Source organism: Novosphingobium olei (genome assembly GCF_037076535.1).
GTDB classification, from domain to species: Bacteria; Pseudomonadota; Alphaproteobacteria; order Sphingomonadales; family Sphingomonadaceae; genus Novosphingobium; species Novosphingobium olei.
Genome location: NZ_AP029021.1, coordinates 315,920 through 335,102, shown reverse-complemented (window position 1 = coordinate 335,102; position 19,183 = coordinate 315,920). Strand labels below are relative to the sequence as shown.

The window sequence follows — 19,183 nt, the reverse complement described above, 5'->3', positions numbered from 1 at the left end:
GGCAACGGCACCAAGGGGCGGCTTGTTCCCTTCGACAATCCGGCCGGGCTGCGATAATCTCGACCGCGGGAGATGGGGATGACCGATACCGTTGCGCCACAAGCGCGGCCGAGCCTGCTGTCGCGGCTGATGCGGCGGGCGCTGCTGTGGTTCTATCGCCGGCAGGGCTGGACCGCGGTGGGGACGCCCCCGCCGGGCGGACGCTACGTGATCATCGCCGCGCCGCACACCTCGAACTGGGACTTCGTCTATTTCCTCGGCCTGGTGAACGCGCTCGGGCTCGATGCGCGGTTCATGGCCAAGGACAGTCTGTTCCGCTGGCCACTGGGGCGCTTCATGCGCGACATGGGCGGCATCGCGATCGACCGCAAGCAGCGGCGCAACGTGGTGCAGGCGATGGTCGAGGAGTTCCGCAACCGTGACCGCTTCGTCCTGACCATAGCGCCCGAAGGCACGCGCAGTGCGGTGACCGAATGGCGCACGGGCTTCTACCAGATCGCGCTGGCCGCTGGCGTGCCGATGGTGGTGGGGCTGATGGATTATGGCACCAAGACCGGCGGGCTGGGCCCCACCATCATGCCGAGCGGCGATTACAAGGCCGACATGCGCAAGATCGCCGCGATCTACCAGACGGTCACCCCCCGCCACCCGGAGCGCGGCATCCGCAATTTCGAGGATCTCCTGTCATGATGCACGTGCTTGTGATCAATGCCGCTGTCCTTGCGTTGGCAATGCTGGTGCTGTGGCGGATCGCGGTGCGGATCGGCGACGTCAGCTTCGTCGACGCGGTGTGGGCGGGCGGCATGGCCGGCCTTGCGCTGCTGACGCTGGCGCAGGTTGGCGCGGATGCGCCCTTGCGCGCGGTGCTGATAGCGGCGGCAACGACGATCTGGGGCGTCCGGTTGGCGCTCCACCTCTACCGCCGCTGGCGCGCGAACGGAGAGGATCCGCGTTATGCCCGCATTCTGGGTAAGGCCAAGGCCGAGGGGCGCTTTGCCATCGCCGCGCTGACCATCGTGTTCGCGATGCAGGGCGTGCTGCTCTACCTGACCTGCCTGCCCGCCCAGCTTGGTATCCTGGCGCCGGGGCAAGGCGCGCCCGGAGCGCTGGTGGCGGCGGGCGCGCTGCTGTGGCTGGTGGGCTTCGTGTTCGAAAGCGTCGGCGACGCGCAACTGGCGCGTTTCCGCGCCGACCCGGCAAGCAAGGGCAAGGTGCTCGACACCGGCCTGTGGCGCTACACCCGCCACCCCAATTATTTCGGCGACACCTGCGTGTGGTGGGGCATCTGGTTGATGGCGGCCGATGCCGGGCTGCCGGTCGCGCTGGCCGGCCTGATCGGGCCGGTATTCCTGACCTTCACGCTGACGAAGTGGTCGGGCAAGCCGATGCTCGAACGCGGCATGGCCAAGCGCCGACCGGACTACGCCGAATACGTGCGCCGGACGTCGGGCTTCATCCCGCTGCCCCCGCGAAAGTGACGCGCTGTTCGGCCGGCACGGTGCGCATCGGCGCAGCGCGCAGCCAGCTTTCGAGCGCATCGATGTCGGTCGGGCCGGTCACCGCCTCGGGCTTGTTGGCAAGGATGGTGAAGCCGTCGCCGCCTTGCGACAGGAAGCCGTTGATCGTCACGCGATAGCGCGCGGTCATGTCGAGCGGCTTGCCGTTGAAGGTGATCGAGGCGATCCGGCTGCCCACCGGCCTGCTGCGATCGACCACATAGGCAAAGCCGGACGAGGGCGCGAGCGCCTGGTCGGGCCCGTTGTCGTCGAAGCCCTGTTCGAGCACTGCCTTGATCTCGGCCCCGGTGAGCGTTTCGGTCACCACCTGATTGCCGAAGGGCTGGACCTGATAGATGTCGCCGAAAGTCAGCGAACCGTCGGCGGCGGGGACCAGCGAAGCGCGGATGCCGAAGGGGTTCATGAACGCGATCTGCGCGCCGGCGCTGGCCGTGGCGTCGCGCTGGGCATCGGCGATGACGTTGCCGAGCGTACCGCCCACGCCGCTTTCGGCGCCCTCGCCCTTGGTCGCCGGGCCCGACAGCTTGCCTACGCCGCGCGCGGTATAGGCCTTGGAGGCATCGACATAGCGCTGCACATAGGCGGCAATGTCCGGGCGCGGCGCGAACTGCGGATAGAGGTCGGTATTGCCGAGCGGCCCGCGCGACGAGGTGTAGGGCACCGACTGGACGATGACGTTGTGCGCGCTCTTCGAAACGACCTTGTGCGTGACGGGGTCGATCTCGAGCCGGATGTCGGTGATTTCCTTGCCATAGACCCCGGCGCTGGTCAGCAGAACGGGGTGGGCCGGATCCTGCTGGCTCCAGTCGCAGACATAGTCCCAGTGGGTGTGGCCGGAAACGACCAGATCGACCCGCGGGTCAAGCCGCGCGAGGATCGGCTTGATGTCGCCCACCAGCTGGTTGCAGCCGTTGGGATCGGGCGCCCCTTGCGTCTTGCCGCCCTGGTGGATCAGCACGACGATGGCATCGGCCCCTTGCGCCTTGAGCTGGGGAACGGCGGCGTTGATCGTGTCCGCCTCGTCGGCGAAGGTCAGGCCCTTGATCCCCGCCGGGCTGACGAGATCAGTCGTGCCCTTGAGCGTCAGGCCGATGACGCCGATCGATACCTTGCGCTTGCCGGTGCCGAAGCTGCGGATGCCGGTGGCGGGGAACAGCGGGCTGCCGTTCTCGGTCAGCGTGCTCGCGGCCAGGTAGCGGAAGCTGGCGCCGGGGAACTTCTCCAGCTGGCAGGGTTCCTTGGCGGTGAACTTCGCACAGCCGCCGTTCTGCATCCGCAGCAGCTCGTCCCGGCCACGGTCGAATTCGTGGTTGCCGACCGCGTTGAAATCGACGCCGAGGCGGTTCATCACGCCGACGGTCGGCTCGTCGAGGTAGAGCGAGGAGGCGAGCTGCGAGGCGCTGATCATGTCACCCGCTGAAACCGTCAGGTGATTGGGATACTTCGACCGGAGCGATTCGAGCGCCGAGGCGAACCACGCCGCGCCGCCCGCGGGCACCTGCACCTGCCCACCCTTGCCGTCGGGCGCGATGACCGACTGGCGCGGAGGCTCCAGGCTGCCGTGGAAATCGTTGAACGCGATGATCCCCACTTCGACCGGCGCCGCGGCCTGATGCACCGACGGCGTGGCGCAACCGGCCAGCAGGGCGGCGGCAAGGAGCGGCGCGGTGCGAAACGATCGGGGCATGCGATTTCCTGTTTTTTGTTTCGGTTGCAACGTGATGGCATCCCTAGCCGGTGCGCGTGACGGTTGGAAGGCACCGCTCTTCATTGAAACGGCCGCACGCACTCCCTACAATCGCCGATAGGCCCATCTGCCGGGGAACAGGAAGCAGCGATGAACCGCGCCCAGACTGATATCGAGGCGACCCGCGAACGTCTCGTCGAGATCGCGACCGCGCTGCTGGAAGAGCGGGGCAGCCCAGCCTTGACGATGCAGGAACTGGCGATCCGCGCCGGGATGTCGCCCGCAACCGTCTACCGCTATTTCGAGGACAAGGACGCGCTGCTCGAAGCGCTGGCCGAATACTGGTTCCGCCCCAAGGTTGCGGCGATGGAGGAAGTGGTCGCCAGCGACCTGCCCGCACGGCGCAAGATGTACGAGTTCTTCGCGCGGCGCTTCACCATGATGCGCAAGGTCTATCAGGCCGATCCGGTAGCCTTCCAGAGCTATATCGACATCGGCAACGAACACTTCGAACAAGTGCGCAGCTACGTCGACCTGGCAGATCACTACCTTGGCGTGATCATCGGCGAGGCGATGGGCGAGGGCTTTTTCGCAGGGCTGGGCGTTGATGAGACGATCAGCCTCGTCAACCAGATGGTGGCGCCATACTGCGCCATCGGCACCATGACGATGTTCATGGAGCGGTTGACCGAGGAAAAGCTCGCCCGGATCATCGACGCGGTGTTCGATGGCCTGTCCGCCGCCGATCGGGGTGCCAAGGGCGTGACCGACCTGCGCGCGGCCTGACTGCGCGCGATCAGGCTGCGGCACACCAGTTGCCGCGCCGCCCCTTCCAGCGTTCCGCCAGCCCTTCGCGCTCAAGCCTGCTACCCAGGCTTTGGCCGTCGCGCAGCACCACGCGCAGCGCCCGGCCATAGCGATCGGTCGTGCGCGCGCCTTCGACGGCCAGCGAGAACGGCCCGTCGTTGAGCAACTGGATCAGGCGCTGCGTGGCTGCAGCGCCAAGCTCCGCCTCATAAGGGCAGGAAGGGTGGCCGACTTCGGGCGCATTGATGTCGGCGATGCGGATCTTGGTGCCGCGATACCAGAAGGTGTCGCCATCGACGACGCACGTGACGCGGCGTTCGGCGCCGCAGGATGCGAAGCTGGCGGTTTCGGTATCACGGCTCCATGCCGGCACCGCGCAGGCGGCGAAGAGGGCAAGCAGGGCGAACGACAGAGGCACAAGGCGCAGGGCAGGAATGGGCATGGGTGGGCCGTGCATTGCGCGCACAGCCCCGTCTGTTCCGGAAGAAGCCCCATCCGTACGGCACCTTAGGGCTGGTTCTGCGCCCAGCCGCACGGATCAGGAAATGATTAACCTCGCCTGCGGTAACCTTGTGCCATGTTCGGTTATCGCATGATCTTTCGCAGCCGCTGGGGCGCGCTGCTTTGGGCGGCAGGCATCCTGATCACCGCTTGGCGCCTGACGCCATCGGCCGATGAGACGCCAAGCGATGACGCTTCGGCCCATGCCCACGTCAATCCCTGGGCCAAGGATCCTCCCAAGGAAGGCTGATCGGCAGGATCGGTCAGCGCCCGACGAACAGGAAGCCGACCGCGCCCATCAGGCAGGCAAAGGCCGCGAAGTGCCGCCAGTGCAGCGGCTCGCCCAGCACGAACACCATGAACGCGCCGAACACCACAAGGGCGATCGCCTCCTGCACGACCTTGAGCTGCCCCGCGCTCCAGCCGGCGGCAAAGCCGATGCGGTTGGCGGGCACTGCAAAGCAGTATTCGACGAAGGCGAGTCCCCAGCTGACCAGGATCACCATCACGATCGGCCGGCTTTCGGCGACTTGCGGGCCGCCTTTGAGATGCCAGTACCAGGCGGTGGTCATGAACATGTTGGAGAAGATCAGCAGCAGGATCGTGGGCAAGGCGATGCGCTCCGGATGGGTCCAGCCTGTCGCTCTGCGCCCCATGCGCACGCGCTGCAAGCCGCGACGTTTTGCAAGTTGTTAATGTTGGATCGGTAATCTCTGCCAGGCCGGAAAACTGCGACGGATCGACGAGAAATGGACTTCCTGTTTCGCAACCGCTGGGCCGCGATGCTGCTTTGCGTCCTGTTCGTGGCGGGCCTGTTCGGCTTCGCATCGCGTTCGATTACCGCACCGCCTGCCCCCAAGGCCGCTCCCAGCGAAGATGCCCATGCAAGCTTCGCCCGCTGGGCTGCGGAAGACCAGCCGCCGGCCAGTGAAGATCCCGATCAGTCCGGACAGAAGCGGTACGAGGTCAGAGTCTACGACCACGGTCGCGACGTCACCTCGCAAGTCGGCGATCTGCCGAACGGGGCGGAACAGACCGCCCCGATCGACGCTCCCCCTCAATAGCAGGACTTCACTCGGCGCCACGCGGAGTGTCGTCGTCTATGCCTTGTTCGCCGTACATCGCCTCCTCGTCATCGTCGCTCCGCTCTCCGCGGAAGGCGTCCATGTCGATGCGACCTGACGTGACCATCTGCTTCATGTGATCGACCAGATCGGGGGTGTCCGATCCCGGTTCGTCACCCAGGCCGCCACGGGCGCGGTCGGATTCGTCGTTTTCGCCGAACACGCTCGTCGCGCGGCCGATCGCCTCGTCGGCCAGGGTCTGCGCCTGTGCCTGTTCGTCGTCCTGCTCGGCGTTGTGCGCCTCGGGCGCAAGGTCGCGCTCGTCGAAGTTCTCGCCCGCATCGTTGCTGGCGGTGTCGATCGGTTTGTTGCCGGACATGGGGTGTGTCTCCTTTGTGCGGAGACTACGCCTGCCCGGGCGCGCCGTTCCCTTGTGCCCCCCACTCAGCGGGTGGGGACCGGCGTTTCGCCCGAATAATCGTAGAAGCCCTTGCCACTCTTGCGCCCCAGCCAGCCCGCCTCGACATACTTGGCGAGCAGCGGGGCCGGGCGATACTTCGAATCCCCGGTGCTGGCGTGGATCACGCGCATGATTTCGAGACAGGTGTCGAGCCCGATGAAGTCGGCGAGTTCGAGCGCCCCCATCGGGTGGTTGAGGCCGAGCCTGCAGCCCTTGTCGATATCGGCCACGCTGGCCGTGCCGGAACCCAGCACGAAGCAGGCTTCGTTGAGCATGGGCACGAGGATGCGGTTGACGATGAACCCCGCCTCGTCCTCGGACTGCACCGCTTCCTTGCCCAGCCGCGCGACGAACCCCCTCACCGCCGCGACCGTTTCGCGCGACGTCGCAAGGCCGGGAATGACTTCGACCAGTTTCATCACCGGCACCGGGTTGAAGAAATGCACCCCGATGAAGCGCGCCGGATCGGGCGAGGACACCGCCATGCGGGTGATCGGAATCGAGCTGGTGTTCGATGCCATGATCGCGCCGGGGGCCAGCACCTTGCCCGCGGCTTCGAAAATGCGGTGCTTGATCTCCTCGCGCTCGGTCGCGGCCTCGATGATCAGGTCGGCCTCCGCCATCGGTGCGTAGTCGCCCACCGGCACGATCAGTGAGAGCGCCTCGGCCACGGCGCTTTCGGTGATCTTGTCCTTTTGAACCAGCCTCAGCAGGCCCTTGGCGATCTTCGCCTTGGCATTTTCGGCAAGTTCGACACTGACGTCGGACAGCAGCACCTTGAGCCCCGCCTGCGCCACCACTTGCGCAATGCCCGAACCCATCTGGCCCGCACCGATCACCGCTACCGTCTGCATCGCACTGCCCTCCACTGAAACGGAGCGCGGATTAGCTTTCGGCGCCAGCGATAGCAATCAGGAGCAAGGGTCAGCCGCGCGAGGCGCCCGGAACCCACAGCGGGTCGTTGCCGGCATTCGTCGCGCGGGCGAGCACGAACAGGTAGTCGGACAGTCGGTTGAGGTAGCCGAGCGCGGCCGGATTGACCGGCTCGGCCTGCGCGAGCGCCACGCCGGCGCGCTCTGCGCGACGGGCAATCGAGCGCGCAAGGTGGACACGGGCGGCCGCTTCGCTGCCACCGGGCAGGATGAAGCTGGTGAGCGGCGGCAGGTTATCGTTGAGCAGGTCGATCGCGCGCTCGAGCCATTCGACCTGCGCCGGAATCACCCGCAGCACCATTTCGGACGGAGTGAAATCCTCACCCGGCGTGGCGAGGTCCGCACCGAGGTCGAACAGATCGTTCTGGATACGGTGCAGGTCCTTCGCAGTCGCTGCTTCCGCTACAACGGCGGCAAGGCCGATGGCGCTGTTCAGTTCATCGACTTCGCCGATCGCCTGCATGCGCGCATCGCACTTGGCCCGGCGCGAGCCATCGACGAGGCCCGTTGTGCCGTTGTCCCCGGTGCGCGTGTAAATCTTGTTGAGCTTGACCATGACGCAGCGCCTAGCGCCGTTCGTGTCAGCGCGCCACCGCAAGAAGGATGGCAACCACGGCGACGGCAAGGCCTTGGTACTTGATGCGGTTGAACATCATCTTGTTCTGCAGCATCTGCATTTCCTTGATGCCCTCGTCACCGCGTTCGAGCCCCTCGCGGGTCGTATTGAGGAACGCCACGATCCCCCGCACCAGCGAGTAGACGGCAAGGCCCATGAAGATGAGCAGGAGCGGGACAAGGACGTAGGTCATGCGTCAAGAAGTAGGGTGTCGGCAAAGGAAATGCCAGTGTCCAAAAGACCATGGCGCAGTTCCGCTGCTACCGACCGCCCGTCTTCGCCGGCAAGCCGCCGTTCGGCCAGCGCCGGGGCATCGCGCCGCTTGGCAAGCTTTCGCCCGTCTGCCTCGACCAGCAGCGCGTGATGGTGCCACACCGGTGGTTCGATCCCGAGCAAGGCCTGCAGCAGCCGGTGGATGTGGGTGGCGTGGAACAGGTCCAGGCCACGGGTTACGCAGGTGATACCGTCCGCCGCATCGTCGATCGTGGCGGCAAGGTGATAGCTTGCCGGCGCATCCTTGCGCCAGAGCACGACGTCGCCGAACAATTCGGGCCGCGCCACCTGTTCTCCGCGCCGCTCGTCGGTCCAGGTCAGCTGGCCGCACAGGTCCGCCGCCTGTTCCACATCGAGCCGCCAGACCACGCCGGGACCCGGTGCGATCGGACGATGCAGGCACGTCTGGGGGTAGACCGGCCCATCGGGGCCCATGCGCGTTGCCGCAGCGGCGATTTCGGCCCGGGTACAGCGGCAGGGATAGAGCAGGCCCATCGCCCGCAGCGAATCTGCCGCGTCGCGGTAGGTGGCTACGCGCTGCGATTGGGGGGCGACTTCGCGATAATCGAGTCGCAGCCAATCGAGATCGCGGCGGAATTCGTCGGCCAGGTCCGCCCGGCTGCGCGCGCCGTCGATATCCTCGATTCGCAGCAGGAATTCACCGGCATCGGCCTTGGCACGATCATGCCCCACGATCGCGGACCAGGCATGGCCGAGGTGGAGCGGCCCGTTGGGGCTGGGGGCAAAGCGGGTGACGGTCACGCAAGCCAAGCTAGACACAGGTGCGGCACAAAGCAAAACGGCTGCCCCAAGGTTCAGGGCAGCCATTTTGATTGTTCAGTGCCGGGCACCGCGACAAGCTCAGACGAGCGTCGCGGTGAACATCATGCCGCTGACACCAGCGGCAACGATGATCGGCAGCACGTAAGAAGCGATGCTGCGCATAGTGTCCTCCTGTTGAAGGCACTCCCAGGCAGTCTCCCAGTTCGTCGGCGCCGGCAGGGTGGTGGATTGCAGGAGCGTTCGGAACGAGGCCGCAAATACGCTTTTTGGCGTATGCTGCAAATGCGAACAAAGCTGGGTGAGTTGCAGGATTTGCAACCGCACAAATGCAACCGTATGCGCAAAACCGGCGGTGCAACGCCGCTCTCGTCTCTGGACAGCCGCAACCGCTCTCATTATCGGCCAGCCATGAGCATCCAGCCTTCAGAATCGATCCTGATCGTCGACTTCGGCAGCCAGGTCACGCAGCTGATCGCCCGCCGCGTGCGCGAAGCGGGCGTCTATTCCGAGATCGCCCCCTTCACGCAGGCCGAGGCTGCGTTCCACCGGATGAAGCCGAAGGGCATCATCCTGTCGGGATCGCCCGCCAGCGTGCCCGCCGATGGCAGCCCCCGCGCCCCGCAGGTGCTGTTCGACAGCGGCCTGCCGATCCTGGGCATCTGTTATGGCCAGCAGGTGATGAGCCACCAGTTGGGTGGCACGGTCGAACCCGGCGATTCGGGCGAGTTCGGCCGGACGTTCCTGACCGTGACGGAGCCGTGCGTACTGTTCGACGGGCTTTGGGCCGTGGGCGAGCGCCACCAGGTGTGGATGAGCCACGAGGACAAGGTGACCCAGTTCGCGCCGGGCTTCCGCACGGTCGCGATGTCGGACGGCGCGCACTTCGCCGTCGTGGCCAACGACGAGAAGCGCTACTACGGCACGCAGTTCCACCCCGAAGTGGTTCACACGCCCGATGGCGGCAGGCTGATCGCCAACTTCGTGCGCCACGTCTGCGGCTGCACCGGCGAATGGACGATGGCCGAGTTCCGCAAGACCAAGATCGCCGAAATCCGCGAGCAGGTCGGCGACAGCCGCGTGATCTGCGGCCTTTCGGGCGGCGTCGATTCGGCCGTTGCCGCCGTGCTGATCCACGAAGCGATCGGCGACCAGCTGACCTGCGTGTTCGTCGACCACGGCCTGATGCGCATGGGCGAGGCCGAGCAGGTCGTCAGCCTGTTCCGCAACCACTACAACATCCCGCTGGTGCACAAGGACGTCTCGCCGCTGTTCCTCGGCGGCCTTGCCGGCGTCACCGACCCGGAAGCCAAGCGCAAGTTCATCGGCAAGACCTTCATCGACGTGTTCGAGGCAGAAGCCCGTCAGGTCGGCGGCGCGGACTTCCTTGCGCAAGGCACGCTCTATCCCGACGTGATCGAATCTGTCAGCTTCACCGGCGGGCCTTCGGTCACGATCAAGAGCCACCACAACGTCGGCGGGCTGCCCGAACGCATGAACATGAAGCTGGTCGAACCGCTTCGCGAACTGTTCAAGGACGAAGTGCGCGCGCTGGGCCGCGAGCTGGGTCTGCCCGACGTGTTCGTCGGCCGCCACCCCTTCCCCGGGCCGGGCCTCGCCATCCGCATTCCCGGCGAGGTGACGCGCGAACGCTGCGACATCCTGCGCAAGGCCGACGCGATCTACCTCGAGGAGATCCGCAACGCCGGGCTCTACGATGCCATCTGGCAGGCCTTCGCCGTGCTGCTGCCGGTCAAGACCGTGGGCGTGATGGGCGATTTCCGCACTTATGACAGCGTCTGCGCGCTCCGCGCCGTGACCAGCACCGACGGCATGACCGCCGACATCTACCCGTTCGATGCCGCCTTCCTCAGCCGCGTGGCGACCCGCATCGTCAACGAGGTCAAGGGCATCAACCGCGTGGTCTACGACTACACCAGCAAGCCGCCCGGCACGATCGAGTGGGAATAAGGACACACCCATGAAGCCCCCCGCCTGGCGGCTCGATCCCGCGATCTATCCGCACGTCTGCCAGATCCAGACGCGTTATACCGACGAAGACATGCTGCGGCATGTCAACAACATCGCGGTGGCCGGATACTACGACGAAGCGCGCTCGCGCTTTTCGCGCGCGATCTTCAACGCGACGAACGCCGCCAGCGGTGAATCGCTGGGCGCCGCGCACGGCCGCGGCCGCATCGTCACCGCCGACAGCCGGGTGAGCTACCTCGCCGAAGTCTTCCACCGCGATGACGAGACGGTCGAGATCCGCACCGGCATCCTGCGCATCGGCACCTCGTCGTACGAGATCGGCCAGGCGTTGTTCCAGGGCGGACGCTGCGCCGGACTGTGCACGACGGTTTTCGTGCAGGCCGATGCCAGCGGCTCTTCGCCGCTTTCGTCAGCCCTTCGCGCGGTGCTCGAAGCCCAGATGATCAAGGCGCCTCCGCAGGACTGAACCCCGGGCCGAGGCCCCCTCACCCCGCCAGCAGATCCGTTATGTCCCCCGCCGCCGGCTGCCAATCGATTGCCCGCGCAGCGAGCCAGGCATCGTCGTAGTAGGTCGTGGCATAGCGATCGCCGCCATCGCACAGCAGCGTCACCACGCTGCCGGTTTCCCCGCGCGCCGCCATTTCCCGCACGATCTGCGCACAGGCGACGATGTTGGTGCCGGTCGAGCCGCCGACCCTGCGCCCCAGCGCCTGCGACAGCGCGCGCATCGCACCGATGCTGTCGGCGTCGGCCACGGCGATCATCCGGTCGATCACTTCGGGCACGAAGCTCGGTTCGACGCGCGGCCGGCCGATGCCTTCGATGCAGCACGCTTCGCCCGGCGGCAGGCCGGTCACGCTGCGATCGGCGAAGTGGCGGTGGAACACCGACGCTTGCGGATCGGCCACGCACAGCCGCGTGGCGTGCGCGCGGTAGCGAATGAAGCGCCCGATCGTCGCCGAAGTACCGCCCGTCCCCGCCCCGCACACGATCCATGCAGGAACCGCATGCGCTTCCTGCGCCATCTGCGCGAAGATGCTTTCGGCGATGTTGTTGTTGCCGCGCCAATCGGTGGCGCGCTCGGCATTGGTGAACTGGTCGAGGTAGATGCCCCGCGTTTCGACCGCGAGCCGCTCGGCTTCTGCATAGACGGTCCGCGCATCGTCGACCTTGTGGATCTCGCCGCCCTGGAAGCGGATCGCCTCGAGCTTGGCCTCGGCCGTCGTCGCGGGCACGACCGCGATGTAGCGCAGGCCCAGCATCCGCGCGAAATAGGCTTCCGACACTGCGGTCGATCCCGAAGACGCCTCGATCACGCAGGTGTCCGGCCCGATCCTGGCATTGCACAGCGCATAGAGGAACAGCGAACGCGCCAGCCGGTGCTTGAGGCTGCCGGTCGGATGCGAGCTCTCGTCCTTGAGATAGAGGTCGATGCCCGGATAGCGCGGGAGTTCGACACGGATCAGGTGCGTATCGGCCGAACGGTTGTAGTCGGCCGCGATGCGGCGGATCGCCTCGTCTAGCCAGGCGCGATCGGAATGGGTGGACATGCCGCCCCTTACAAGGCGCGGCGCAGGGTTGCAAAGGCGCAGCCTTTGCGCTTCCTCATCGGCTTTGGCGAAAGAGCACGAGACGCATGACCATCCGCACCGCCCTTCCCGCCGACGAAGCGGCCACCGTCGCACTGTGGCAGGCCGCTGGCCTGACCCGCCCGTGGAACGATGCCAACGCCGATTTCCGCCTCGCCCTTGCCAACGAGACGAGCGATGTCTTGCTCGCGGAAACCGACCGCGCGCTCGCAGGCGCCGTGATGGTGGGCTTCGATGGCCATCGAGGCTGGGTCTACTATCTCGGCGTCGATCCCGCGCAGCGTCGCGCCGGGATCGGCGCGGCACTGATGGCCGCCGCCGAACAGTGGCTCAAGGCACGCGGCTGCCCCAAGATCATGTTCATGGTGCGGCACGACAACATCGCTACCAAGGCGTTCTACGCCGCGCTTGGCTATGAAGAAAATGCCGTGGTCACGATGGGGCGCAGGCTCGACGATGACTAGGCCGTAAACTCATAAGCCACACCGTCGAGGTCTGAGGCAAAACGGCCAGGTGCAAGGAAGGAGGGCGCCGGAATATGTCGATATTTCCAGCCCGACTGACGCGGCAGATGGCCGTTTTGGTCAAATCCGAAGGACGTCGAAATGACTTCCGTCTCGAGCCAAGCCGCCCTTGGAAGGGCAACCAGCCCTCCCGGCGGGCACCTTGGCCCGATGCGTTCGTCATTTCGACGCCTCGACGGTGTGGTTTATGAGTTTACGGCCTAGAGGGCGTGGTGGGCCTTGCGCAGCAGGTCGTGCACGCTCGGCGTCGTGTCCTGCGAAAAGCGGTACGATGACGCGGTGATCCCGCCGCGCAGATCGTCCTGCGCATAGATGCAGGTGCCCGGATCGGCGCCCGCCGCGCCAACCGCCACCATCAGCGGTATCAGGTGATCCTCGCGCGCGTGGGCTTCGCGGGCGCACGGCGCGCTTTCCCAGGCCTGCAACTGCTGCTCGCGCTCCTCTGGCGAGACTTCGGTCAGTACGTGACGCAGCCAGCCATCGAATGCGGCCGATGGGCGGCGCCCCTCGGGATTGAACAGCCGGAGGTTGTGGAAGGTGAACCCCGATCCGACGATGACCACGCCTTCATCGCGCAGCGGGGCAAGGGCGCGGCCGAGCGCGAGGTGCGCATCGACATCGTAGTCCGCACGCATCGCCAGGCTGACGACGGGCACCTGCGCATCGGGATAGATCGGCTGGAGCATCGAGAACGTGCCATGATCGAACCCGCGGGTCGGATCGACACCGATCGGGATGCCCGCGGCCTTGCCCAGTTCGACAACGCGAGCCGCCACTTCGGGCGATCCCGGCGCAGGATAGGAGATGTGGTACGTGTGTTCGGGAAAGCCGAAATAGTCATAGACCATGCCCGGCCGTGCCGCGCTCGACACCGCAAAGCCCGGCTCCTCCCAGTGGCCGGATATTACCAGCACCGCCTTGGGCGGTTCGGGCAGCATGGCAGGCAGCGCCCGAAGCGAGGCTTCCAGCAGCGCGAAACCTTCGCGGAATGGCCCATCCAGCCAGGGCCAGGGACCGCCCCCGTGCGAAAGGAAGAATACCGGCTGGGTCGCCATGGCTGAAATCCTGTCTGTGGAGCCTGCGACTTAGCCCAGCGCGATGCAGGCCAGCACCATGAAAATGTCGATCGCGCCATTCGATGGCGTCGAACGATCGGGTCCATGGCCAAACCGTAATGTTCCGCTCACGCAGGTGAATGAGTTCGTTGCCTATTTCGGTCCTCGACGGTGAGCAGCCGGCACGAATCGCAACGAGACGGTCCCCTGTTCCGATTCACTTTCGCCGGATGCCCACCGTCACCCCCTCCCGACGTTCACGATCACCAACGGGCCGCGCTTCGCTGCAGTGCGCCGGCGCCGCGCCATCGGGCGGGCCCTTCGCGCCGAAATCGATCATGCCTCGTTCTACTCGACCTGGCGGATCCTCCCGCTAGTCGAATGTGGGTCAAGACGGGTCATGAAAATCTATTTTTGACAATGGGTTGAGATCATCCCGATCAACTGTGACGTGGTCGAATCCGGCTTTGATGACCAAAATTTCAGATCGCGGACACCGCCCCGACCGACGCGGGATGGCAATCGGGACACAACAGTGGGCCAGCCTTCCTCCGCTTTGATTCGCTGAGCGTCGGCAACCCTAGCCTTTGTCATGTTGGATTGCGGAATCAGGCACCGGCCTGGTCCCGCCGGGAAATCGCCGATGCCACGCCCTATCTTCTTCGATCCCACCGGACGCCGCCGGCGACTGACGCGCCGCACGGCCTTTGGCGTGCTGGCGCTGCTGGTCGTGCTGGCGTTCGTCTTCGCTACCACGGTCGTCACCGTTCCGGCGGCGCGGCCCTTGCCGCTGGGTTTCGAACGCATGGCGCCGCTGCCGCTCAAGACGCAGGTGAGCCGCATCTCGCGCAAGCTTGCCGATCTGCTTGGCGGGCATCGCACCCACGCGGCCGCGACGAAGGGATCGGCGCTGACGGTCGGCTTCTACACATCGTGGACCGATAACAGCGCGCCCGTGCTTGCCCGCCACGTCGGCCAGCTCGACTGGCTTGCCCCAACGCTGATGTCGATCGACCACCAGGGCCGCCTCAACGTCACGGACGATGCGCCGATGCGCCGCGTGCTGGCAAGCGCGCTGCACCATCCGCTGGTGGTGCCGGTGCTGCAGAACGTGGTCGACGGCACGTGGGACGGCACCGGGACCGCCGCGCTGCTGGCCAATCCGGCCCGCCGACACGCGCTGGCCGACCAGGTTGCGCAGGCGCTCGACAAGTCGGGCGATGGCGGCGTGATGATCGACTTCGAAAACCTTCCCGACACAGGCGTTGCCGGCGTGCGCAATCTCGCGGCCGATCTTCACGCGCGCCTTGCACCGGCGCACCGTGTCGTCGCGGTGACGATGCCGATCGACAGCCCGGAATGGTCGGCACGCGCGCTGGCGCAAGTGGCCGACAAGGTCGTGCTGATGGCCTATGACGAACACTGGCAGGGCGGGCAGAGCGGCCCGATCGCCTCGCAGGGCTGGTTCGCCTCGCACTTGGCAGCGCAGCTCCAGGGCGTCGATCGCTCGAAGCTGATCGTTGCGCTGGGCAACTATGGCTATGACTGGCACGACGGCAAGGCCGACAGCCTGACGGTCGAGGAAGCGTGGCTTTCGGCGCACGACAGCGGCGCGGTTCCGATGTGGGACAAGGCCAGCGGCAACACCGGCTTTGCCTATACCGACGATGCCGACAACAACGCCGGTACGCCGCCCATCCGCCATGACGTGTGGATGCTCGATGCCGCGGCAAGCTGGAACCAGATGCAGATGCTTTCGCGTCTCGGCCTCGGCAGCGTCGCGCTGTGGCGCCTGGGATCGGAAGACCCCGGCTTCTGGACGGCGCTCAGCTCCTGGCGCAGCCATTCGCCCGTCCGCCCCGATTTCGGCGCGATCGCGCAGACTAACAACGTTGACGTCGAAGGCGATGGAGAGATCCTGCGTGTCGATGCCGTGCCCCAGGGCGGCAGCCGCGAAGTGGCGTTCGATCCCAAGTCCGGCCTCGTCTCGAACGAACGTTACGTCAGCCTGCCCACCCCTTACGTGGTGCGCCGCACCGGCAGCCGGCCAAAGCTTGTCGCACTGACCTTCGACGATGGTCCGGATCCGACCTGGACGCCGAAGATCCTGTCGGTGCTGGAACACTACAACGTGCCCGCCACGTTCTTCATCGTCGGCGAAAACGGCGTCGGCAACCGCGGCCTGCTCGAACGGATCAACGCCGACGGCGACGAGATCGGCAACCACAGCTACACCCACCCCAACATGGCGGACGAAACGCCGGCGGGCGTGAAGCTGGAACTCAACGCCACACAGCGCCTGATCGAAGCCTACACCGGCCGGTCCACCCGCCTGTTCCGCGCGCCCTACTTCGGCGATGCCGAGCCGACCACGCCAGATGAACTGGGCCCGGCACTGCTCGCGCAGGAACAGGGCTACACCATCGTCGGGCTTCACGCCGACACCAACGACTGGAAGGTCAAGAACGCACAGGACATCGCCGATGCAGCCGTGTCCGGCATCGAGAATGCGACGGCGGATCGCACCGCCAACGTCGTGCTGCTCCACGATGGCGGCGGCAATCGCGCCGAGACGGTCAAGGCCCTGCCCCAGATCATCCAGCGGCTCGAAGCCGATGGCTACCGCCTCGTTCCCGTCTCGACGCTCGCCGGGCTCGATCGCGATGCGGTCATGCCCAAGGTCGGCGGCTGGGACCTCACTGCGGTGCGCGCCGACGTGGCGATCTTCTCGATGCTCGCGCTGGTGCTCGCCGGCCTCAACTGGACGTTCTTCTTCGCCATCGCGCTGGGCGTGATCCGCGCAGTCGGGCTGGCCGGGCTTGCCCTGCTGCCCAACCGCCGCCAGCCGCCCGAGGCGGAGGAAAACCCCGCCGCCTGGGGCGAGGAGCCGCTCGTCACCGTCATCATCCCAGCGTTCAACGAAGAGCGCGTGATCGAAGCCTCGGTCCGCCGCATCCTCGGCAGCGACTATGGCCGGCTCGAGGTGATCGTCGCCGACGACGGTTCGAAGGACCGTACCAGCGAGATCGTGGCCCAGGCCTTCGGCGACGAACCGCGCGTGCGGCTGATGACGATGGTCAATGGCGGCAAGGCCAAGGCGCTCAACCGTGCGCTGGCCGCCGCCAGCGGGGAGATCGTCGTCGCGCTCGATGCCGATACCCAGTTCGAACCGGCCACGATCGCGCGGCTGGTGCGCTGGTTCGTCGATCCCAGGATCGGCGCGGTTGCCGGCAACGCCAAGGTGGGCAACCGGGTCAACCTCGTCACCCGCTGGCAGGGCGTCGAATATGTCACCGCGCAGAACATCGAACGCCGCGCATTGACCCGCTTCGATGCGATCATGGTCGTCCCCGGTGCCGTCGGCGCCTGGCGCCGTGCCGCGCTCGATGCGGTCGGCGGCTATCCCGAGGACACGCTGGCCGAGGACCAGGACCTGACCATCGCGATCCAGCGCAAGGGCTGGCGCATCGCCTATGACGAAGATGCGGTCGCCTGGACCGAAGCGCCCGAAACCCTGCGCGCGCTTGGCAAGCAGCGTTTCCGCTGGGCCTTCGGCACGCTGCAGTGCCTGTGGAAGCACCGCTCGATCCTGCTCGAGCGGCGTCCCTCGGGTCTCGCCTTCGTCGGCATGCCGCAGGCCTGGTTGTTCCAGATCGTGTTCGCGATGATTTCGCCGCTGATCGATCTGGCGCTCGGTATCTCGATCGTCGGTACCATCGTCCGGGTGATGCAGCACGGCTGGGCCCAGACGCAGACCGACGTGCTGCGCATGGGGCTGTACTGGGCGGTGTTCACCGCGATCGACCTTGCCTGCGGCTGGGTCGCCATCCGGCTCGACCGGCGCGAGGAACGCTTCCATCCGCTGCTGCTGCTGACCCAGCGCTTCGTCTACCGCCAGCTGATGTATGGCGTCGTCATCCGCGCGATCGGCGCGGCGCTGTCGGGCCTCGGTATTGGCTGGGGCAAGCTCGAACGCACTGGCCGCGTCGCGGCGCCAGCAGCTTCAGCGGGGTAGGCTGAGCGTGGCCGAAAGGCCCCGTGCGCCGTCCTCGCCCGCCACGTCGCCTTCGCCCAGCAGCAGTTCGCCGCCGTGCAGCCGCGCCACGGCGGCGACCATGGCAAGGCCGAGCCCGCCGCCCGGCCTTGTCCGCGCGTTGTCGAGCCGCACGAACCGCTCGACCACCCGCGCGCGGTCTTCGGGCGCAATGCCCGGGCCATCGTCGATCACTGCGACCTCGCCCCGCGTCCCGTCGCGGCGCGTGCGCACCACGATGTGGCGCCCGCCGTACTTCATCGCATTGTCGATCAGGTTGGACAGCGCGCGCGACACCATCTCGCGGTCGGCCACCACGCTCGCTGGCTGCAACTGCGCAACCAGAGTCACGCCCTCCTGCTCGGCCAGCGGCTCGTAGAGCTCGACGAGATCCTCGGCGACCAGCGCAAGGTCCAGCGGCACGCGCCGATCGGTCACCGCGCCGCCCTCGAGCCGGCTCAACTCCAGCGCCGTTTCCAGCATCGTGCGCAGGCCCTCGGCATCGGCACGCGCGGCCTCCAGCGCTTCGATCGCCTGCGGCTCGTCAACCAGGGTGCCAGCCCGCTCGATTGCGGCGGTCAGCCGGGTTACGGGCGAGCGCAGATCGTGCGCCAGCGCACCCGATACCGCGGCGAGCTGCGAAACCAGCTGGTCGATGCGTTCGGCCATCAGGTTGATCTGCCCGCGCAGGTGATCGAACCCGTCGCCCGCCTCCCCGCTCGGCAGGCGCGCACCGAAATTGCCCGAGGCGAGCTCGGCTGCCGTCTCGGCGATCTCGTGCGTGCGGTGGCTGATGACCAGGCCGAGCAGCGCCGCGCTCAGCGTCGCGAGCGCGATCGCCACCGCCGTCGTCACTCCGATCGCAGTGGCGAAGGCAAGGTCGAAGCGCCGGTCGCTGTTGCTGCCGACGCCGACGATCAGCGTCTCGCCATCGGGCAGCTTTCCGGCCAGCGCAACGCCGTCGGTCGGGGGCAGGCCCACGCCGTGGATCACCTTCACCCGCACTGGCCTTGGCCCGACAGGCACCTTGGGCAACGCGCCCAGGTTCGACAGCACCGGCGCGCCCTGCCCACCGGTCAACGCGACGAACACCGTCGGATCGGCCGCGCTGCCGCGCCGGGCCAGGATGAAGTCGGCGAGCTCGCCCCGCCCGCCGTCGTAATAAGCCGCCAGCAGGTCGTCGCGCACGTCGACCACCTGCCGCACGCGGTCGGCCTGGATGACTTCAACCAGCTGGGTCCGCAGGAAGAAGATCGCCGCCGCGTTCGAAAACAGCTGCAGGACGAAGACCGCGCCGACCAGCCGCACCATCGTGGGCGAAAATCGACGGCGCAGGGCCTTCCTGATCACCAC

General features: G+C 66.7%; 22 protein-coding genes. 9 read left to right on the top strand and 13 right to left on the bottom strand.

The window, feature by feature from the left end; translation table 11 throughout:
* The first annotated feature begins 78 nt into the window (after positions 1 to 78).
* Both AACH40_RS01635 and AACH40_RS01630 read left to right on the top strand, forming a co-directional pair.
* Positions 79 to 690 (top strand): lysophospholipid acyltransferase family protein, encoded by a 612-nt coding sequence (locus AACH40_RS01635; protein WP_338643932.1) that lies wholly within the window; start codon positions 79 to 81, stop codon positions 688 to 690.
* Positions 687 to 1,478, top strand: coding sequence for a DUF1295 domain-containing protein (locus tag AACH40_RS01630; protein WP_338643931.1), 792 nt, complete (start codon positions 687 to 689; stop codon positions 1,476 to 1,478). The genes AACH40_RS01635 and AACH40_RS01630 overlap by 4 nt, the downstream gene beginning before the upstream one ends.
* Here the strand turns inward: AACH40_RS01630 and AACH40_RS01625 are convergent.
* Complete coding sequence (locus AACH40_RS01625) at positions 1,453 to 3,204, bottom strand: bifunctional metallophosphatase/5'-nucleotidase (RefSeq protein WP_338643930.1); 1,752 nt, start codon at positions 3,202 to 3,204, stop codon at positions 1,453 to 1,455. The genes AACH40_RS01630 and AACH40_RS01625 overlap by 26 nt on opposite strands.
* Before the next feature lie 150 nt (positions 3,205 to 3,354).
* Between AACH40_RS01625 and AACH40_RS01620 the strand changes: the two genes are divergently transcribed.
* Positions 3,355 to 3,990, top strand: coding sequence for a TetR/AcrR family transcriptional regulator (locus AACH40_RS01620; protein ID WP_169494398.1), 636 nt, complete (start codon positions 3,355 to 3,357; stop codon positions 3,988 to 3,990).
* A 10-nt stretch (positions 3,991 to 4,000) separates the two neighbouring features.
* Here AACH40_RS01620 and AACH40_RS01615 read toward each other — a convergent pair whose 3' ends face one another.
* Entirely contained in the window at positions 4,001 to 4,453 is a 453-nt protein-coding gene (locus AACH40_RS01615; protein ID WP_338643929.1) for a thermonuclease family protein, read from the bottom strand.
* A gap of 135 nt (positions 4,454 to 4,588) precedes the next feature.
* On the opposite strand from AACH40_RS01615, the gene AACH40_RS01610 reads away from it, so the two are divergent.
* Entirely contained in the window at positions 4,589 to 4,762 is a 174-nt protein-coding gene (locus tag AACH40_RS01610; protein ID WP_169494396.1) for a hypothetical protein, read from the top strand.
* Positions 4,763 to 4,775: 13 nt separating this feature from the next.
* Here the strand turns inward: AACH40_RS01610 and AACH40_RS01605 are convergent, their stop codons facing one another.
* On the bottom strand, positions 4,776 to 5,123 hold the full coding sequence (locus AACH40_RS01605; RefSeq protein ID WP_169494506.1) for a DMT family protein: 348 nt from the start codon (positions 5,121 to 5,123) through the stop codon (positions 4,776 to 4,778).
* Between the two features lie 138 nt (positions 5,124 to 5,261).
* Between AACH40_RS01605 and AACH40_RS01600 the strand changes: the two genes are divergently transcribed.
* The gene (locus AACH40_RS01600) at positions 5,262 to 5,576 is read left to right on the top strand and encodes a hypothetical protein (RefSeq protein ID WP_169494395.1); all 315 of its coding nucleotides are present in this window, start codon (positions 5,262 to 5,264) and stop codon (positions 5,574 to 5,576) included.
* Positions 5,577 to 5,583: 7 nt separating this feature from the next.
* On the opposite strand, the gene AACH40_RS01595 is transcribed toward AACH40_RS01600, so the two are convergent.
* From AACH40_RS01595 to AACH40_RS01570, 6 genes are all read right to left on the bottom strand, one after another.
* A complete protein-coding gene (locus AACH40_RS01595) occupies positions 5,584 to 5,955 on the bottom strand; it encodes a hypothetical protein (RefSeq protein WP_169494394.1) in 372 nt (123 codons plus the stop codon).
* Positions 5,956 to 6,020: 65 nt separating this feature from the next.
* Entirely contained in the window at positions 6,021 to 6,890 is an 870-nt protein-coding gene (locus AACH40_RS01590; protein ID WP_338643928.1) for a 3-hydroxyacyl-CoA dehydrogenase NAD-binding domain-containing protein, read from the bottom strand.
* A gap of 70 nt (positions 6,891 to 6,960) precedes the next feature.
* Positions 6,961 to 7,524 (bottom strand): cob(I)yrinic acid a,c-diamide adenosyltransferase, encoded by a 564-nt coding sequence (locus AACH40_RS01585; RefSeq protein WP_338643927.1) that lies wholly within the window; start codon positions 7,522 to 7,524, stop codon positions 6,961 to 6,963.
* 25 nt (positions 7,525 to 7,549) lie between these two features.
* Complete coding sequence (locus AACH40_RS01580) at positions 7,550 to 7,777, bottom strand: HIG1 domain-containing protein (protein WP_169494391.1); 228 nt, start codon at positions 7,775 to 7,777, stop codon at positions 7,550 to 7,552.
* Positions 7,774 to 8,619 carry a tRNA glutamyl-Q(34) synthetase GluQRS gene (gluQRS, locus tag AACH40_RS01575; RefSeq protein WP_338643926.1) on the bottom strand — a complete coding sequence of 282 codons (846 nt, stop codon included), beginning with the start codon at positions 8,617 to 8,619 and terminating at the stop codon, positions 7,774 to 7,776. The genes AACH40_RS01580 and gluQRS overlap by 4 nt, the downstream gene beginning before the upstream one ends.
* Before the next feature lie 99 nt (positions 8,620 to 8,718).
* Complete coding sequence (locus AACH40_RS01570; RefSeq protein WP_338643925.1) at positions 8,719 to 9,036, bottom strand: hypothetical protein; 318 nt, start codon at positions 9,034 to 9,036, stop codon at positions 8,719 to 8,721.
* Between the two features lie 12 nt (positions 9,037 to 9,048).
* On the opposite strand from AACH40_RS01570, the gene guaA reads away from it, so the two are divergent.
* Complete coding sequence (gene guaA / locus AACH40_RS01565) at positions 9,049 to 10,608, top strand: glutamine-hydrolyzing GMP synthase (RefSeq protein WP_169494388.1); 1,560 nt, start codon at positions 9,049 to 9,051, stop codon at positions 10,606 to 10,608.
* 10 nt (positions 10,609 to 10,618) lie between these two features.
* The gene (locus tag AACH40_RS01560; RefSeq protein ID WP_338643924.1) at positions 10,619 to 11,095 is read left to right on the top strand and encodes an acyl-CoA thioesterase; all 477 of its coding nucleotides are present in this window, start codon (positions 10,619 to 10,621) and stop codon (positions 11,093 to 11,095) included.
* Positions 11,096 to 11,114: 19 nt separating this feature from the next.
* On the opposite strand, the gene AACH40_RS01555 is transcribed toward AACH40_RS01560, so the two are convergent.
* Complete coding sequence (locus AACH40_RS01555; RefSeq protein WP_338643923.1) at positions 11,115 to 12,179, bottom strand: PLP-dependent cysteine synthase family protein; 1,065 nt, start codon at positions 12,177 to 12,179, stop codon at positions 11,115 to 11,117.
* A gap of 86 nt (positions 12,180 to 12,265) precedes the next feature.
* On the opposite strand from AACH40_RS01555, the gene AACH40_RS01550 reads away from it, so the two are divergent.
* The gene (locus AACH40_RS01550) at positions 12,266 to 12,682 is read left to right on the top strand and encodes a GNAT family acetyltransferase (RefSeq protein ID WP_338643922.1); all 417 of its coding nucleotides are present in this window, start codon (positions 12,266 to 12,268) and stop codon (positions 12,680 to 12,682) included.
* A gap of 260 nt (positions 12,683 to 12,942) precedes the next feature.
* Here AACH40_RS01550 and AACH40_RS01545 read toward each other — a convergent pair whose 3' ends face one another.
* On the bottom strand, positions 12,943 to 13,797 hold the full coding sequence (locus AACH40_RS01545) for a class III extradiol ring-cleavage dioxygenase (RefSeq protein ID WP_338643921.1): 855 nt from the start codon (positions 13,795 to 13,797) through the stop codon (positions 12,943 to 12,945).
* A gap of 217 nt (positions 13,798 to 14,014) precedes the next feature.
* A complete protein-coding gene (locus AACH40_RS01540) occupies positions 14,015 to 14,137 on the bottom strand; it encodes a hypothetical protein (protein WP_338643920.1) in 123 nt (40 codons plus the stop codon).
* A 303-nt stretch (positions 14,138 to 14,440) separates the two neighbouring features.
* On the opposite strand from AACH40_RS01540, the gene AACH40_RS01535 reads away from it, so the two are divergent.
* Complete coding sequence (locus AACH40_RS01535) at positions 14,441 to 17,812, top strand: glycosyltransferase (RefSeq protein WP_338643919.1); 3,372 nt, start codon at positions 14,441 to 14,443, stop codon at positions 17,810 to 17,812.
* Here the strand turns inward: AACH40_RS01535 and AACH40_RS01530 are convergent.
* Positions 17,801 to 19,180 carry a HAMP domain-containing sensor histidine kinase gene (locus AACH40_RS01530; protein ID WP_338643918.1) on the bottom strand — a complete coding sequence of 460 codons (1,380 nt, stop codon included), beginning with the start codon at positions 19,178 to 19,180 and terminating at the stop codon, positions 17,801 to 17,803. The two genes, AACH40_RS01535 and AACH40_RS01530, sit on opposite strands and share 12 nt — an antisense overlap.
* Positions 19,181 to 19,183: the final 3 nt, after the last annotated feature.

Coding starts and splice junctions, on each gene's coding strand:
- AACH40_RS01635 (WP_338643932.1), top strand. CDS start 79: ATGACCGATACCGTTGCGCCACAAGCGCGGCCGAGCCTGCTGTCGCGG.
- AACH40_RS01630 (WP_338643931.1), top strand. CDS start 687: ATGATGCACGTGCTTGTGATCAATGCCGCTGTCCTTGCGTTGGCAATG.
- AACH40_RS01625 (WP_338643930.1), bottom strand. CDS start 3,204: ATGCCCCGATCGTTTCGCACCGCGCCGCTCCTTGCCGCCGCCCTGCTG.
- AACH40_RS01620 (WP_169494398.1), top strand. CDS start 3,355: ATGAACCGCGCCCAGACTGATATCGAGGCGACCCGCGAACGTCTCGTC.
- AACH40_RS01615 (WP_338643929.1), bottom strand. CDS start 4,453: ATGCCCATTCCTGCCCTGCGCCTTGTGCCTCTGTCGTTCGCCCTGCTT.
- AACH40_RS01610 (WP_169494396.1), top strand. CDS start 4,589: ATGTTCGGTTATCGCATGATCTTTCGCAGCCGCTGGGGCGCGCTGCTT.
- AACH40_RS01600 (WP_169494395.1), top strand. CDS start 5,262: ATGGACTTCCTGTTTCGCAACCGCTGGGCCGCGATGCTGCTTTGCGTC.
- AACH40_RS01595 (WP_169494394.1), bottom strand. CDS start 5,955: ATGTCCGGCAACAAACCGATCGACACCGCCAGCAACGATGCGGGCGAG.
- AACH40_RS01590 (WP_338643928.1), bottom strand. CDS start 6,890: ATGCAGACGGTAGCGGTGATCGGTGCGGGCCAGATGGGTTCGGGCATT.
- AACH40_RS01585 (WP_338643927.1), bottom strand. CDS start 7,524: ATGGTCAAGCTCAACAAGATTTACACGCGCACCGGGGACAACGGCACA.
- AACH40_RS01580 (WP_169494391.1), bottom strand. CDS start 7,777: ATGACCTACGTCCTTGTCCCGCTCCTGCTCATCTTCATGGGCCTTGCC.
- AACH40_RS01570 (WP_338643925.1), bottom strand. CDS start 9,036: ATGAGAGCGGTTGCGGCTGTCCAGAGACGAGAGCGGCGTTGCACCGCC.
- guaA (WP_169494388.1), top strand. CDS start 9,049: ATGAGCATCCAGCCTTCAGAATCGATCCTGATCGTCGACTTCGGCAGC.
- AACH40_RS01560 (WP_338643924.1), top strand. CDS start 10,619: ATGAAGCCCCCCGCCTGGCGGCTCGATCCCGCGATCTATCCGCACGTC.
- AACH40_RS01555 (WP_338643923.1), bottom strand. CDS start 12,179: ATGTCCACCCATTCCGATCGCGCCTGGCTAGACGAGGCGATCCGCCGC.
- AACH40_RS01550 (WP_338643922.1), top strand. CDS start 12,266: ATGACCATCCGCACCGCCCTTCCCGCCGACGAAGCGGCCACCGTCGCA.
- AACH40_RS01545 (WP_338643921.1), bottom strand. CDS start 13,797: ATGGCGACCCAGCCGGTATTCTTCCTTTCGCACGGGGGCGGTCCCTGG.
- AACH40_RS01540 (WP_338643920.1), bottom strand. CDS start 14,137: ATGATCGATTTCGGCGCGAAGGGCCCGCCCGATGGCGCGGCGCCGGCG.
- AACH40_RS01535 (WP_338643919.1), top strand. CDS start 14,441: ATGCCACGCCCTATCTTCTTCGATCCCACCGGACGCCGCCGGCGACTG.